At 71.6% G+C, this 15263-nt stretch carries 11 protein-coding genes, 1 tRNA gene and 2 pseudogenes; 4 read left to right on the top strand and 10 right to left on the bottom strand.

The annotated features are described in order from the left end of the window. Positions 1–162 precede the first annotated feature (162 nt). The 5 genes from rbsD to QFZ58_RS06650 are packed head-to-tail and all read right to left on the bottom strand — an operon-like array spanning position 163 to position 6018. Positions 163–552, bottom strand: a complete 390-nt coding sequence (gene rbsD / locus QFZ58_RS06630; protein WP_307123974.1) for a D-ribose pyranase — start codon at positions 550–552, stop codon at positions 163–165. Beyond that, the gene (locus QFZ58_RS06635) at positions 549–1478 is read right to left on the bottom strand and encodes a ribokinase (protein WP_307123975.1); all 930 of its coding nucleotides are present in this window, start codon (positions 1476–1478) and stop codon (positions 549–551) included. The genes rbsD and QFZ58_RS06635 overlap by 4 nt, the downstream gene beginning before the upstream one ends. Before the next feature lie 31 nt (positions 1479–1509). Then, on the bottom strand, positions 1510–3468 hold the full coding sequence (locus tag QFZ58_RS06640; RefSeq protein WP_307123976.1) for a substrate-binding domain-containing protein: 1959 nt from the start codon (positions 3466–3468) through the stop codon (positions 1510–1512). Then, positions 3458–4996, bottom strand: coding sequence for a sugar ABC transporter ATP-binding protein (locus QFZ58_RS06645; protein WP_307123977.1), 1539 nt, complete (start codon positions 4994–4996; stop codon positions 3458–3460). The genes QFZ58_RS06640 and QFZ58_RS06645 overlap by 11 nt, the downstream gene beginning before the upstream one ends. Continuing rightward, complete coding sequence (locus tag QFZ58_RS06650; protein WP_307123978.1) at positions 4993–6018, bottom strand: LacI family DNA-binding transcriptional regulator; 1026 nt, start codon at positions 6016–6018, stop codon at positions 4993–4995. The genes QFZ58_RS06645 and QFZ58_RS06650 overlap by 4 nt, the downstream gene beginning before the upstream one ends. A gap of 811 nt (positions 6019–6829) precedes the next feature. Here QFZ58_RS06650 and QFZ58_RS06655 point away from each other — a divergent pair. Continuing rightward, on the top strand, positions 6830–7249 hold the full coding sequence (locus QFZ58_RS06655) for a hypothetical protein (protein ID WP_307123979.1): 420 nt from the start codon (positions 6830–6832) through the stop codon (positions 7247–7249). 269 nt (positions 7250–7518) lie between these two features. Then, positions 7519–9006, top strand: a complete 1488-nt coding sequence (locus QFZ58_RS06660; RefSeq protein ID WP_307123980.1) for a SulP family inorganic anion transporter — start codon at positions 7519–7521, stop codon at positions 9004–9006. A 355-nt stretch (positions 9007–9361) separates the two neighbouring features. Here the strand turns inward: QFZ58_RS06660 and QFZ58_RS06665 are convergent. Next, positions 9362–9449 (bottom strand) — tRNA-Leu (locus QFZ58_RS06665). A gap of 201 nt (positions 9450–9650) precedes the next feature. Here QFZ58_RS06665 and QFZ58_RS06670 point away from each other — a divergent pair. Then, positions 9651–10958 carry a DUF2254 domain-containing protein gene (locus tag QFZ58_RS06670; protein ID WP_307123981.1) on the top strand — a complete coding sequence of 436 codons (1308 nt, stop codon included), beginning with the start codon at positions 9651–9653 and terminating at the stop codon, positions 10956–10958. A 32-nt stretch (positions 10959–10990) separates the two neighbouring features. Here the strand turns inward: QFZ58_RS06670 and QFZ58_RS06675 are convergent. Then, positions 10991–11167 (bottom strand): annotated as a pseudogene (locus tag QFZ58_RS06675) (aldehyde dehydrogenase); the annotation flags it as partial. Positions 11168–11173: 6 nt separating this feature from the next. Here QFZ58_RS06675 and QFZ58_RS06680 point away from each other — a divergent pair. After that, a pseudogene (locus QFZ58_RS06680) lies at positions 11174–11521 on the top strand (MFS transporter); the annotation flags it as partial. Positions 11522–11590: 69 nt separating this feature from the next. On the opposite strand, the gene QFZ58_RS06685 reads toward QFZ58_RS06680, so the two are convergent. The 3 genes from QFZ58_RS06685 to eboE are packed head-to-tail and all read right to left on the bottom strand — an operon-like array spanning position 11591 to position 15263. Further along, positions 11591–12661 carry a sugar phosphate isomerase/epimerase gene (locus QFZ58_RS06685; protein WP_307123982.1) on the bottom strand — a complete coding sequence of 357 codons (1071 nt, stop codon included), beginning with the start codon at positions 12659–12661 and terminating at the stop codon, positions 11591–11593. A 2-nt stretch (positions 12662–12663) separates the two neighbouring features. Then, on the bottom strand, positions 12664–14091 hold the full coding sequence (locus tag QFZ58_RS06690) for a nucleotide pyrophosphatase/phosphodiesterase family protein (protein WP_307123983.1): 1428 nt from the start codon (positions 14089–14091) through the stop codon (positions 12664–12666). Beyond that, the gene (gene eboE, locus QFZ58_RS06695; protein ID WP_307123984.1) at positions 14088–15263 is read right to left on the bottom strand and encodes a metabolite traffic protein EboE; all 1176 of its coding nucleotides are present in this window, start codon (positions 15261–15263) and stop codon (positions 14088–14090) included. The genes QFZ58_RS06690 and eboE overlap by 4 nt, the downstream gene beginning before the upstream one ends.

Raw genomic sequence — 15263 nt, forward strand, 5'->3', positions numbered from 1 at the left:
GGGCTGGAGGCGTAGGACGGGGCCTACGCCGTACGGCGGATGAGGTGTCCGCCCCGTCGTAGGCCCCGGTGACCGTTGCCGCACTCCGCTTCCCCTGGCCGTGCGCGTCTGCGCGTCCGTGCGCCTGCCGGCCCGAGAGCCCACGCGCCTGTACCGCTGTTCTCAGAAGAAGACCCCGCACCGCAGCAGCACGTTCGCGTACGGCCTCGCCTCCCCCGTCCGCACCACCAGACGGGCTCCGGAGGTGAGGGACTTGAGGGTCTCGTGCGGGACGTGGGTGAGGACGGGGAGGCGGGCGGACAGGAGGCGGGCCGTCTCCGGGTTGGCCTCCCGTACTTCCTCGGCCGCCGTCGCGGCCTCCACCACGATCTCGTCGAGCAGCCCGTCCAGGACCTCCGCGAAGGAGGGGACGCCGGCGCGGAAGGCGAGGTCGACGATCCGGGGGCCTGCGGGGACGGGCATGCCCACGTCGCAGACCAGCACGCCGTCGCCGTGCCCCAGTTCGGCCAGGGCCCCTGCCAGGTGGCGGTTGAGGATGCCTGACTTCTTCACCGTCCCCGGACCTCTTCCGCGGTCGGGAAGGATGCCTGCGCACCCTCCTTCGTGACGGCTGCCGCACCCACGCGAACGGCGAAGGTGGCGGCCTCCGGCAGCTCCTCCCCCAGGCCGAGACGCCAGGCCAGGGCGGCCGTGAACGCGTCACCCGCGCCCGTCGTGTCCACGGCCTCGACCGTGGGGCTCGGTACGCGCACGGGGCTGCCGCCCCGCGTGTCGGCGACCAGCGCGCCGGCCGCACCCAGGGTGATGACCACCGAGCGGGGGCCGAGCTCGATGAGCTCCCGCGCCCAGGACTCAGGTGTGTCTCCGGCTCCGTCCCCCAGGATGAAGCGCGCCTCGTGTTCGTTGACCACCAGTGGGTCGCAGGCCGCCAGCACCCCGGCGGGGAGCGGGGCCGGCGGGGACGGGTTGAGGACGAGCCGGGTGCCGGGCGCGAGGGTGCGTGCCGTCTCGGCGACGGTGTCCAGCGGGATCTCCAGCTGTACGGAGACGACCCGGGCGGCGGACAGCAGCGGGGCGGCAGCCCGGATGTCCTCGGGGGTGAGCCGGGCGTTGGCCCCCGGGGAGACGACGATGCTGTTGTCCCCCGAGGGGTCCACGGTGATCAGGGCCACCCCCGTGGGCGCCCCTCCGACGAGGACTCCGCCGGTGTCGACGCCCGCCGCCCGCTGCGACTCCAGCAGCAGCCGGCCGTGCGCGTCGTCCCCGACCCGGGCCAGCAGTGCCGTACGGGCTCCGAGGCGGGCGGCGGCGACCGCCTGGTTCGCGCCCTTGCCGCCCGGGTGGACGGCGAGGTCGGAGCCGAGCACCGTCTCCCCCGCCGCGGGGCGTCGGTCGACGCCGACGACCAGGTCGGCGTTGGCCGAACCGACGACCAGGAGGTCGTATGGGGAGAGGGCGGAGTCCTCGTTCTCGTGCATCTGTGCTGCTGCCTTCCGTGGGCGTGTGCGATCAGGAGAAGTCGGCGACGTTCTGGCGGGTGACGACCTTGACCGGCACCTTCACCGTGCTGTCGACCTTCTTGCCGTCGGCCGCCCGCACCGCGTTCCGCACGGCGATCCTGCCGAGCTCCTTCGGCTGCTGGGCCACGGACGCGTACAGCGTGCCCGCCTCCACGGCCTGCAGCCCGTCGGGGGTGCCGTCGAAGCCGACGACGGCGACGGACCTGCCGGCCTCGGAGCCGAGGGCCTTGACCGCCCCGAGTGCCATTTCGTCGTTCTCGGCGAAGACACCGGTGATGCCGGGGTGCCCCTGGAGCAGGTTGGTCATGACGTCCAGGCCCTTGGTGCGGTCGAAGTCGGCCGGCTGGGTGGCCACGACCTTGATGCCCGGGTACGCCTTGATGCCTGCGGCGAAGCCCGCGCCGCGCTCGCGGCTGGCGGACGTGCCCGCGGTGCCCTGCAGGACGACGATGTCACCCTTGCCGCCGAGCTTGCCGGCGAGCGCCTTGGCGGCGAGCTTGCCGCCCGCCACGTTGTCTGAGGCGACCAGCGTGGCCGTGTCCGCCTTGTTGACGCCGCGGTCGGCCGCCACCACCGGGATGCCGGCCTCGTTGGCGCTGCGGACGCCGGGTCCGACCGCGTCGGAGTCCACCGGGTTGACGATGATGGAGTCCACGCCGGAACTCGTGAAGTTCTGCAGCTGGTTGGCCTGCTGCGACGCGTCGTTCTGGGCGTCGGTGACCGTCAGGTCGATCCCGGCGGCCTCGGCCTCCGCCTGCGCGCCCGCCTTCATCTGGACGAAGAAGGGGTTGTTGAGGGTGGAGAGCGACATCCCGACCTTCGTGCTGCCGCCGGAGGAACCGGAGTTGAAGAAGGTCACGGCCGCGATGACGGCGGCCACGCAGACGACCGCGAGGCCGGCCCTGATGGCTCCCCTGCGGCCGGATCCCGGCGCCCCCGGGGCGGGCCCCGACGTGGCCCCAGCTCCCGAACCGGCCTTGCGGCGCAGCGTGTCGAGCAGCACCGCGAGGGCGATGACGACGCCGATGACGACCTGCTGCCAGAACGCGGACACCGAGAGGAGGTTGAGGCCATTGCGCAGCACGGCGAGGATCAGGGCACCGATCAGGGTGCCGGACGCCTTGCCGACCCCGCCGGCGAGGCTGGCACCGCCGATGACGACCGCGGCGATCGCGTCGAGCTCGTACCCCTGTGCGGCCTGCGGCTGGGCGGAGACCAGGCGGGACGCGAGGACGATGCCCGCGACTGCGGCGAAGAGTCCGGAGAGGGCGTAGATGGCCAGCTTCTGCTTCTTGACCCGCAGCCCGGAGAGCCGGGCCGCCTCCTCGTTGCCGCCGATCGCGTACATCGAACGGCCGATGTAGGTGCGGGCGAGGATGAGCGCCGTGACCAGGCCCATCACGATCATGACGATGACCGGGACGGGGAGCCAGCCGCCGAGGGTGTCGCCGAGGACGGAGACGGAGTCGGGGAACGCGATCGGGCTGCCCTGGGAGATCACCAGGGACAGGCCGCGGGCGACCGAGAGCATGGCCAGGGTCGCGATGAACGACGGCAGCTTCCCGTACGCGACGAGTGCGCCGTTGACGAAGCCGCAGGCGATGCCGGTGGCGACGGCGAGGACGACCGCCAGCCAGACGGGAACTCCGGCGGACGTCGCCGACCAGGCGAGGACCGTCGCGGAGAGCGCGGCGACCGAGCCGACGGAGAGGTCGATGCCCGCGGAGACGATGACGAAGGTGACGCCGAACGCGAGGATCGCGGTGACGGCCGCCTGCACGCCGACGTTCAGAAGGTTCTGGGTGGTGAGGAAGTCGCCGGAGAGCAGCGACATCGCCACCAGGAGGACGACCAGCGCCGTGAGGGCGCCGTTGTCGAGCAGGAGACGGCGGAGGGTGTGTCCGGCGCCGCCCGCGCCCGCCTTGCTCGGATGCGTGTCAGTGGCCACGGGGGCTCTCCTCTGCGTTCTCGGTGGGTGCGGTGACAGGTGGCACGCCGACGGCGAGGGCCATCACGGCGTCCTGGGTGGCTTCGTGGGCGGGGAGTTCGCCGGCGATCCGGCCGTGCGCCATGACGAGCACCCGGTCGCTCATGCCGAGGACCTCCGGCAGATCGCTGGAGATCATCAGGACCGCGTGGCCGGAGGCCGTCAGCTCGTTGACGAGCTGGTAGATCTCGACCTTGGCGCCGACGTCGATGCCCCGGGTCGGTTCGTCGAGGATCAGCACACGGGTGTCCGCGAGCAGCCACTTGCCGATGACGACCTTCTGCTGGTTGCCGCCGGAGAGTGTGCGGACGTGCTGGCCGAGGCCCGCCATCCGCACCCCGAGCTGCTCGGCGATCGCGGCGGCGGCGGTGCGCTGCCCCTTGAGGTCGACGAGGCCGGACCGGCTCGCCGACCGCAGGGTCACCAGTCCGAGGTTCTCCTGCACGGAGGCGTCGAGCACCAGGCCCTGGCCCTTGCGGTCCTCGGGGACGAGACCGATCCCCGCGCCCATGGCGGCGGTCACGTCGTGCTTGGCGAGCCGCTCGCCGAGTACGTCGACCGTGCCGGCGTCGTACGGGTCGGCGCCGAAGACGGCACGGGCCACCTCGGTCCGGCCGGCGCCGACGAGTCCGGCGAGGCCGACGACCTCGCCGGCCCTCACGTCGAAGCTGATGTCGTGGAAGACACCGTCGCGGGTGAGCCCGCGCACGGAGAGCAGGGGCCTGCCCGCTTCCGGCCGTTCACGGGGGTACTGCTGCTCGATGCTGCGTCCCACCATCAGCTGGACGAGTTCCGGTTCGGGGGTGGACGCGGGCACCTGGTCGATGCTCCGGCCGTCGCGCAGCACGGTGACGCGGTCGCCGAGGGCGGCGATCTCGTCGAGGTGGTGGGTGATGAAGACGATGCCGACGCCGTCCTCGCGGAGCTGCCGCACGATCCGGAACAGCTTGTCGACCTCCTCGGAGGTGAGCACGGCGGTCGGTTCGTCCATGATCAGGACGCGCGCGTCCAGGCTCAGCGCCTTGGCGATCTCGACCATCTGCAGCCGTGCGATGCCGAGTTCACGGACCCTGGTCCGGGGCGGGACGTGCAGGCCGACCCGGCGCAGCAGCACCTCGGCGTCGGCTTCCATGGTCCGCCGGTCGATCATCCCGTAGCGGCGCGGCTGGCGTCCGAGGAAGATGTTCTCGGCGACCGTCAGATCGGGTACCAGGTTGAACTCCTGGTAGATCGTGGCGATCCCGAGCTTCTCGGCGTCCTGGGCACCGTGGATGCGGACCTCCTCGCCCCGGGCGAAGATCCGGCCGCTGTCGGGGCGGTAGGCGCCCGAGAGCATCTTGATGAGGGTGCTCTTGCCCGCTCCGTTCTCACCGAGCAGGACGTGCACCTCCCCGCTGCGCAGGTCGAAGTCGACGCTGTCAAGGGCGACGACGCCGGGGAAGGTCTTGCGTACGCCTTCGATGCGCAGCAACTCCACTGACTCGCTCACACGTCCCTCCTCGGGTCGGGTGCGGGCAGGGCCGGCTCGCCGCAGGAGCTGCGTACGACGAGACGGGCGGGCAGGGTGACGGACTGCGGAGGCCGGCCCTCGACGATGTCGACGAGGGCCCGCACGGCGGCGCGGCCGAGGTCGCCGGTCGGCTGGGCGATGGCGGTGATCGGCGGCCCGGTGTGGACGAACCACGGGATGTCGTCGAAGGCCGCGATCCCGATGTCCTCGGGGACGCGCATGCCACGTGCGCGGATGGCGTCGAGCGCGCCGAGGGCCATGAGGTTGTCGGCGGCGAAGACGATCTGGGGCGGCTCGGGCAGGGACAGGAAGTGCTCGGTCGCACGCCGTCCGCTGGCCGCCTGGAAGTCACCCTGCCCGATGTACGCGTCGGGCAGGGCGAGGCCGTGCGTGCGCATCGCTGCGCGGAAGGCCTCGACACGCTCGTTGCCCGTGGTGGTTGCCGCGGGACCCGCGATGATGGCGAGCCTGCGGTGGCCGAGGGCGTACAGGTGGGCGACCAGGTCCTGGATCGCCCGGTGGCCGTCGGCGCGCACGACGGGGACGTCCACTCCGGGCATCCAGCGGTCGACGAAGACCATCGGGGTGCCGGTGCGCGCCACGTCCGTCAGCAGCGGGGAGTCCCCGTCCGCCGGCGAGACCAGAAGCCCGTCGATCCTGCGGTCCAGGAGCGTTCGGACGTGGTGGTCCTGCTGCTCGGGCCGCTCGTCGGCGTTGCCGATGATCACGCTGTAACCCAGAGCGCGGGCCTCCTCCTCCACGGAGCGGGCCAGCGCGGTGAAGTACGGGTTGAGTACGTCGCTGATGACCAGGCCGAGCGTGCGGGTCTGGTCGGTGCGCAGCGAACGGGCGACGGCGTTGGGCCGGTAGCCGAGGGCGTCGACGGCGGCGAGGACGCGTGTGCGCGCGTCGGGGCTGACGGAGGGATGGCTGTTCAGGACGCGGGAGACCGTGGCGACAGAGACTCCTGCCTGGGCCGCGACATCCTTGATGCTCGCCATTTCCGGACCACCTCCTTGTGGTTACCGTGAGCCTCGAGACCAGCGGACGGGGCCGTGGAATCGATTACACGGACGATTGGAATCGATTACACGGCCGAAAACAACCCCCGCCCCGGTGTCCGAGACCTGATCGTGATGCAAGCCGCCCCGAAGGGTTCGAGGAGCACCGAGGGCCGGCCCGCCGATCCGGCGGGGCATCGAGGCATCCCCTTCCGAGAGGACGCCGCACGGCACAGCGGCCGATCGCCGCCCCACCACCCGAAGGGCCGTCCGAGGGAAGGGCTCGGGCCCCGCCTTGTCGTCGGCGCCCGTCGACAGGAGCCCGCGGCGATAAGACCCGGCCATTAGCCTGTCCGGAAATAGCTGACACTTATTCGCCGCGGGGGACGGCACAATGCTGACGCCCCATCACCCGTACCGCAGAGGCCCGTCCGATAAAGGGGACACCGGCATCCCGGAGCGGTACAGCCGCTCCCGTCGAGGCCCTTTCCCTCCCGGACAACTCCCCCGGACGCAGCCGTTCGAACACGCCGCCCGAACGGTCAGGGACGAAACGGGGCGTGGGCGCACCACCGACAGCACCTGGTCACAGGGGTGCCTGCGAGGCCCGGGGCGGGTCGGAAGCCCGCGTACTTCGGATACGAGAAGTGAGGCGGTGGACGCCTCCATCCGCTCAATGGGCTTTCGGGGCGGAGGATTTCACTCATTCCACCACCGACTTCCGGACTCTTCACACGAGGTTTACCCGGCATGCGTTCTCGGCCTGTTAGCGTCGACGGAAACGGGGACGAAGTCCGGGAGGAGGCGCAGGGTGCGAGAGGCGACGGCCCGGTTCGTGTTCACGCTTCTGACCGCAATCCTGCTCGCCCTGCAAGGTCCCGGCCCCGCCGCCTCCGCCGCATCCGCCCACAGCGCCCAAGAGCCCGCCCCCGGCCCCCCGGTGGGGCATACGGTCCACGGCACGCACATGACCGCGGGGGAGGCCGGCCGGAATTTGGTCCCGTGCGATACGCCGGCCGAGGACGGGCCCGACCACGGTGCGCTGCGCACAAGGGACCGGCACCGCACCGCGGTCGGGGCCACCCCGGAGAGCCCTTCGCGGTCCCTCGTGACGGACGGCGCCGGGGACCGGTCCGCGGGCGCGGCACTCCCCGCCGCGGACGCCTCCCCTCGCGCACCGGAATCCTCGGCCTCCTCCTCCCCCGCAGTGCTCCAGGTGTTCCGCTGCTGAGCTGATCCGCGGCCGTCACGGATCCCGCCCCACACGCCCCGCCCCTTCGGGTGCGTCGCCGTGGGGCCATGCCGTCGTGCCCGCCGCGCCTCTGTTCCCGTACGCACACCGACGCGCACCAACCGCGCGCCAGGAGGAACAACCGGTATGCACATCCCCCTCGATCACGCCCGAACAATCCGCGAGCGGTCCGCGGAACCTCACGAGGCACGCGTCCGACCGTCCCACGACGCGCCCTGCGACCCCTTCCCGACGCCGTGAGGGCCGGGATGGACCACCGCACGGCGTTTCCCCACCTGCGGCAGGACTTCGCCGCGTCGATCGTCGTCTTCCTCGTCGCCCTGCCGCTGTGCGTGGGCGTCGCCGTGGCCTCCGGGGTACCTGCGGAACTGGGGCTGATCACCGGCATCGTCGGTGGTCTCGTCACGGGCTTCATGCGCGGCAGCAGCCTGCAGGTGTCAGGACCGGCAGCCGGCCTGACCGTGCTGGTCTTCGAAGCCGTGCAGGCCTTCGGGCTCGCCGCCCTCGGAGTGATCGTGCTGACCTCCGGGCTTCTTCAACTCCTCATGGGCGCACTGAGACTGGGGCGCTGGTTCCGGGCCATCTCCGTGTCCGTCGTGGAGGGCATGCTCGCCGGTATCGGACTCGTGATCATCGCGGGCCAGCTCTACGCGGCGGCGGGCATGGAGGCCCCGGCGTCCGGCCTGGACAAGGTGACCGGCCTCCCCGGGATCCTGGTCGATGCCGTCGGCAGCACCGCGGCACTCGCGTCGCTCGCGCTCGGCGCAGGCACCGTCGCGGTGATGGTGCTGTGGCCGCGGTTGCCCGAGCGGGTGAGAGCCGTCCCGGGCGCCCTGGCCGCGGTCGTGCTGGCCACACTCGCCTCGCTGGCGTTCAGCCTGCCCGTCGCCACCGTCGAGGTGCAGGGACTGCTCGGTGCCGTCCAGCTTCCCGGGGCCGACGCCTTCGGCCGGCTGGCGGACGTCGGCGTCCTCGGGACGGTCCTGGCCTTCACGCTGATCGCCTCGGCCGAGAGCCTGTTCAGCGCCGCCGCGGTCGACCGGCTCCACGACGGGCCACGCACGCAGTACGACAAGGAGCTGATGGCCCAGGGAACCGGCAACGCCGTGTGCGGGCTGCTGGGCGCGCTGCCGATGACCGCGGTCATCGTCCGTAGTTCGGCCAACGTCCACGCGGGCGCGAGGACCAAGGCGTCGAGGGTCCTGCACGGCGTGTGGCTGCTGCTGTTCGCGGCGCTGCTGCCCGCGGCCCTCGAAATCGTCCCGCTGCCCGCCCTGGCCGGCATCCTCGTGCATGCGGGCTGGAAACTGATCCCGCTGCGCACCGTCGTGACGCTGTGGCGCGGGCACCGGGGCGAGGTGCTGGTCCTGGTGGTCACAGCCGTGGCCATCGTCACGGTGAACATGTTCGAGGGCGTCCTGATCGGTTTGGCCCTTTCCGTGGCCAAGACGGCCTGGGACGCCTCGCACATCGCTCTGGACGTCGACGACGAGGGAGCCGGGCCCGTGCGGGCGCGCCTGTCGGGCAATGCCACGTTCCTGAGGCTGCCGAAGATACTGGACAGCCTGGAGGCACTGCCGCAGGACCGGCCCGTCGAGCTGGATCTCGCCGGCCTGACCCACCTCGACCATGCCTGCCGGGCGGCGCTGGAGAACTGGGCGGCACGGCACAGCGACCCCGGCACGCAGCCCGTGCAGCTGACCGAACCGGTGACGGCGAAGGCCCCCTCCACCTGATGCCGGTCACGCCCCGGCCGCCGGCCTCCGGGCCGGTGGCCGGGGCTTCCAGCGACCGGGCCTCCTGTTCCGTCCGGAACAGGAACGGCGACCCACGCGTTGTTCAGTTCGGCCTTCCGGCGGTCCGTCCGTGTCCAGGGGCGCGGATGTCGTGACGCCGGTCCCGGCCGCGGGGCAGATCCCGCTCGACGTCCGGTACGCCGGGGTCGGCTTCCGGGTCGGCGGGACCGCGCGGGGCCGTACTCGTCCGCGTCGGGCCCCGCAGCCGGATCCGGAAAGGGGGACGGCCCGCATCATGATCATGATGCGGGCCGTCTCGCCGTCACTGCCGGACACGAACGCGTCGGTGTCCTTCTGGTGTCCGAGGGGGGACTTGAACCCCCACGCCCGATAAAGGGCACTAGCACCTCAAGCTAGCGCGTCTGCCATTCCGCCACCCGGACAAGGTGTCTGTCGTCCACGAGGTGTTCCCCGTGGCGACAAAGAAAACAATACCAGGGGTTCGGGGCGGCTCTCACCTGCGTTTCCGGTGGTCAGTGCGGTGCGCTCCGGTTCGGGCAGCGGGCCGGGCCCGCCCGCCGCAGGGTGTGTACGGTGCGTGGCCCGGCGTGTACAAGGAGTCGTTCCGGGCTACCTTCGCGGGCATGAATGACCGTGCCCATCGACGGCCCCGCACGCTGTCCCCGTTGCGTGAGCACCTGCGCGACACGTTCTGGTTCGCCCCGACGGTGGGGCTGATCTGTTCCTACCTGGTGTGGTGGGGCCTGTCCGGCCTGGACACGCAGATCGTGACCCGCCTGCAGGAGGAGAAGGCCTACGACGAGATCCGGAGCCTGATCTCGTTCACCACCGACGCGAAGTCGATCGTCACCACGATCAGCTCGGCGATGATGACCTTCATCGGAGTCGTGTTCAGCATCTCCCTGGTGGCCGTGCAGATGGCCGCCGGGCAGCTCACGCCCAGGGTGGTGCGCATCTTCGTACGGAGCCGGATCAGCAAACTCACGCTGACGGTCTTCCTGGCGACGTTCGCGTTCTCGCTGCTCGTGCTCACGTCGTACGAGAGCGAGACCGATCCGCGCCGGATCGTGTCCGTCCCCCTGCTCCAGAGCCTGCTCACCGTGTTCATGGTCGGCCTGAGCCTGCTGCTGTTCATCGCCTACGTGACGTCCACCCTCCGCCTCATGCAGGTCGGCCCGGTCGTCGACCACATCGCACGCGAGTCCTTCCGGGTCCTCGGCCGGGTGTCGGGGGAGCCTGCGGGGGACGCGCCGCTCCCGCCGGAGACCGCGCGGATCACACATCAGGGGCGTGCCGGGGTCCTGCGGGACGTGAACGTGGCGCGCCTGGTGCGGGCCGCGCGCCGGCAGGGTGTCGTGCTGCGGCTGATCCCGCGGATCGGGGACTTCCTCGTCCCCGGCACACCGGTGTTCGCCGTGCACGGCGGGGAGACGCCGCCGCCGGCACATCGGCTGAGGTACACGGTCTTCGTGGGGGTCGAGCGGACGCTCCACCAGGATCTGACGTTCGGGCTGCGCCAGCTCTCCGACATCGCGCTGCGCGCGCTGTCGACCGCGGTCAACGATCCGACCACCGCCGTGCAGTGCCTGGACCGCATCGTGCAGTACCTCGCGGCCGTGGTGCACCGGCCTCTCGGACCCGTGCACCACCGCGACCACCGGGGCGACGTGCGGCTCGTCCAGGACGGCCCCGGCTGGACGGACGTCGTGGATCTCGCCTTCGAGGAGATCAGGTGGTGCGCTGCTGCCAGTCCGCAGGTCACCCGGCGTCTGCTGGCGGGGGTCGACGACCTGCTGCTGCTCGCTCCGGAGGGACGGCGGACGCCGCTGCTCAAGCACCGTGCGCTCCTCGTGCAGGCGGTGGAGCGCACGGTACCCGAGGCGGCCGAACGCCAGTTCGCCCTGCTGCCCGACCACCAGGGAATCGGCTGACGGGCGGGCGCCAGGGCCGTCGGCGGAGCCGGTTACGGGAGGAGGCGGTAGTCCGGGAAGTTGCCCGGCAGCCTCTCCCCCGCCGGGCCGTCCGTCACGGCCCGCACGAGCAGTTCACCGCCGACGAAGGCGCCGCGCCAGGAGCCGCCGAAGCCGCCGAAGAGCTCGTCACGGTCGCCCCGGGAACGGGGGGTGCCGTGTCCCGTCTGTACCACTCCGGGAACATCGGCTCGATGCCGTTCTTCCTGTGCTGCTCGATGATCTCCGGCTTCGGTGGCGGCGCCATCTTCCCGCTGTTCGCGGCGATGACCGCGGACTTCTTCGGGGAGAACAACAACGCGTCCAACTACGGCATGGTCTACAGCTCCAAGCTCGTCTCCGGGCTCGTCGGCTCGGGTATGGGCGCGGTCGTCGTCGGCAACTGGGGTTACGACGCCGCGTTCGCCATCGCCGGCGGCGTCGGTTTCGGCTCCGCCGTCCTCGCCTGCTTCCTGCGGGCGCCGGGCCGCCCGGACACGAAGGCCGGGCCGGTGGCCGGCGTGGCCGGCCAGGGGGCGACCTGACCCGGATCATCGTGCGCGCACAGCGGTACGGGGGCCCCGGCCGGGCCCCCGTACCGCTGTGCGCCGGGTTCAGTCCCCGCAGCGCCCTTCCCGGAGCGAGTGCAGGTGCTCGCTGGACTTGCGGGCGAAGGCGAAGGACTCGACCGGGTTGTCGTGCTCGGTCTGCCAGTGGTGGTAGGTACGGCCTCGGTGCGTGCGCTCCGTGACTCGGGTCAGGAACGTCTTGTAGTCGATGTCGCCGTCACCGACGTCCGTCATGTCGTAGCCGTCGCGGGCGGCGTCGTCCCTGGTTCCGTCCTTGACGTGGAAGAGGGGGTAGCGGTCGGGGCGCCTGAGCACGTAGTCGACGGGGTTGAAGGGGGCAGGGGTGCCGTCCACGCGCTTGCCGAAGCGGAACTGGGCGACGAAGGCCCAGTAGATGTCCATCTCCAGGTAGACGAGATCGGGGTCGGTCTCGGCGAGCAGGACGTCGTAGAGACGTACGCCCGGCTTGTCGGTGGCGAAGGAGAACTCCTCAGCGTGGTTGTGCTGGTAGAACTTCATGCCGCGCTTGCGGGCGGCGGCGCCGTAGGTGTTGAAGTCCTCGGCCGCGCGCTTCCAGCCGTCCACGGTCGAGCCGTAGCGGAAGGGTCCCGAGGCGGTGCCGATGTGCTTCAGGCCGAGGGCCTCGGCGTCGTCCAGGACCTTGGTGAGGTTCTGGGCGAAGGAGTAGGCGCCGGGGTTGTTGTCGTCGTAGTAGTTGACGTGGCTGCCGATGGGGTTGAGCCCGTGGTCCTTCGCCAGGCGCCTCAGCTGGGCGAGGGTGAGGGCGCCTGCGGAGCCCTGGGTGTATCCGGCGAACTCGATCTCGTCGTAGCCGTACTTCTCCAGTTCCGCGAAGACGGGACCGAAGCCGAGGGTGGAGACCTTGTCGCGGAGGCTGTACAGCTGGATGCCCAGCCGGCCGGGGGGCAGGACCGCACGGCCCCGGCCGTGGCCGTGGGTCTCGTGAGCGTGGCTGCCACGAGCGCTGCCGGTGGTGGCGGCCTGGGCGGTCGCGGCGCCGAGGAGGGTGGCCGCCGTGGCTCCGGCGGCGACGCCCAGGACGTTGCGGCGGCTGAGTCTGCGCGCGAGCTCGAGGTCCTTCGGGGTGCGGCTCATGATCACGAATCTCCCTCTGAAGGTGCGGACGGGGCGGACGGTCGGTGCAGTCCGGCGAGCTGGAGGAGCAGGGACTTCACCTCGGTGGCCTGGACTCGGCCGGGGAACGTGTGGGGGGTGGAGCAGAGGATGAGCGGACCTTCGTCGTCGCTCGTGGGCAGGCGGCCGTGGCTGCCGCGGATGGGTGAGGGATCCAGGGGGACGACCGCCATGCGGTAGCGCATCCCGAGCTTCTTGCGGGCGACCGCCGAGGCGGCCTTGACCCGGACATAGGGGTCCTGGGGGTCCATGAAGAGCTCTACGGGGTCGTAGCCCGGTTTGCGGTGGATCTCGACGAGCTGTGCGAAGTCCGGTGCGTGGTCGTCGTCGAGCCAGTAGTAGTACGTGAACCAGGCGTCCTTGTCCGCGACGGCGACGAGCTCGCCGGAGCGGGGGTGGTCCAGGTGGTGGGCCTTCTTGCCCTCGTCGTCCAGGAGCTGGTCGATGCCGGGCAGGTCCGCGAGGGCGGCCCTGGTGGCCTCGAGGTCCTCGGGCCGGCGCACGTAGATGTGGGCCAGCTGGTGGTCGGCGACGGCGAAGGCACGGGAGGCCATCGGGTCGAGGTACTCCATACCGTCCTGGGTGTGGACCTCCAGCAGGCCCGCGCGGCGCAGGGCGCGGTTGATGTCGACGGGCCGGTCCACACGGGTGATGCCGTACTCGGAGAGCGCGACTACGGTGCGGCCCTGGGCTCGTGCGTCGGCCAGGAGGGGGGCGACGGCCGTGTCGAGTTCGCCGGCGGCCCGGTGGGAGCGGGGGTCGTCGGGTCCGTAGCGCTGGAGGTCGTAGTCGAGGTGGGGCAGGTAGCACAGGGCCAGGTCGGGGGTGCGGGTGGCGAGGACGTGCCGGGTGGCGTCGATGATCCACTGCGAGGAGACGATGTCGGCGCCGGGTCCCCAGAAGTGGAAGAGGGGGAAGGTGCCGAGCTTGTCGGTGAGTTCGTCGTGCAGGGCGGGGGGCCGGGTGTAGCAGTCGGGTTCCTTGCGGCCGTCGGCGTAGTAGACGGGGCGGGGGGTGACGGTCCAGTCGGTATCGGCGCCCATCGCGTACCACCAGCAGATGTTGGCGACGGTGTACCCGGGGTGCGCGCGCCGGGCGGCGTCCCAGAGCTTGTCGCCCTCGACGAGCCCGTTGTGCTGGCGCCACAGCAGGACGTCGCCGAGTTCGCGGAAGTACCAGCCGTTGGCGACGATGCCGTGCTCGGCGGGCATGGTGCCGGTGAGGAAGGTGGACTGGGCGGCGCAGGTGACGGCGGGCAGGACGGTGGCCAGGGGGGCCTGGGAGCCTGCGCCGGCCATGGCCCGGAGGTTCGGCATGTGCTCCAGCAGCTGGGGGGTCAGGCCGACGACGTCCAGGACGAGGAGTGGGGTGGGCTGTGCGGTGGCGGTCATGGGAGCTCCTTCAGCCCGAGGTCGGTCAGGAGGTCGCGGGCGAGGGTGAGCTCGGCCGCGATGCCGTCGGCGAGCTGCGCACGGGTGCGCGGCCGCAGTTCGGCCGGGAGCGCCTGCCAGGTGTACGTCTCGACCTCCAGGTGGCGGGTGAGTGGCGCCGGTCCTCCCACGAGCCGGGTCAGGGCCGACCGGAGTACGGGGAGCGTCGAGGTGAGCGGGGGCGCGGGAGGAGCGTGCAGGGGTACGTGGAAGTGGGAGCGCCAGGGTGCCCCGTCGGGGAGGGCGCCGCCGGACACCGCCTCGTCGAGGTCGTCGGTGCCGCGCAGCCCGGCCGCGGTGAGGGTGCGGGTCTGGTGCAGGAAGCGGGGCTCGGCGAAGGCGGCCAGCGCTGCGCGGACCTCGGGCAGGTGCGGGTGCTGCGCGTGCAGCGCCGCGGACAGCTGGGCCTTGACGACGGGGATGCCGGCCGTGCGCAGGGCGTCGAGTGCGGTGTCCGGGTCCTCGAAGGAGGTCGCGAGGTGGCAGGTGTCGACGCAGATGCCGATGCGGTCGTGGCCCACCGCGGTGAGGGGGGCGATGGCGTCGGCCGTGGTCTCCACCGTGCAGCCCGGTTCGGGTTCGAGGCCGATCCTGATGGATTTGCCGGTCAGCTCGGCGAGGGCGTCGAGCCGCTGGGCGAGCGTGGTGAAGGCCCTCTCCGCGGTGGCGGCGGCCGTCGGGTCGGTGGCGTACGGGGTGCGCCAGGCGATCGGCAGGGTGGAGACGGTGCCCTCGGTGACGTCGTCGGGCAGGAGGGCGGCGAGCAGCCGGGCCAGGTCGGTGGTGTGGGCGAGCCGCTCGGGGTCGGTCCAGTCCGGCGTGTAGACCCGGTACTTGACCTCGTCCGCCCCGAAGCCCTCGTACGGGAAGCCGTTGAGGGTGACCACTTCGAGGCCGCGGTGCTCGAGTTCGGCGCGCAGCGAACGCAGGGCCGCCGGATCGTTGATCAGGGCGCGGGCGGCGTCCCTGGCGAGCCAGAGGCCGATGCCGAGGCGGTCCCGGCCGAGCCGCCTGCGTACGGGCTCGCAGTGGTCCCGCAGCTGGGCGCGGACTCCTGCGAGGGTCTCGGCGGGATGCACGTTGGTGCAGTAGGCGAGATGGACGGTGGAGCCGTCGGGGTGACGGAAGCGCAT

This window comes from Streptomyces sp. B1I3 (assembly GCF_030816615.1).
Taxonomy (GTDB): Bacteria; Actinomycetota; Actinomycetes; order Streptomycetales; family Streptomycetaceae; genus Streptomyces.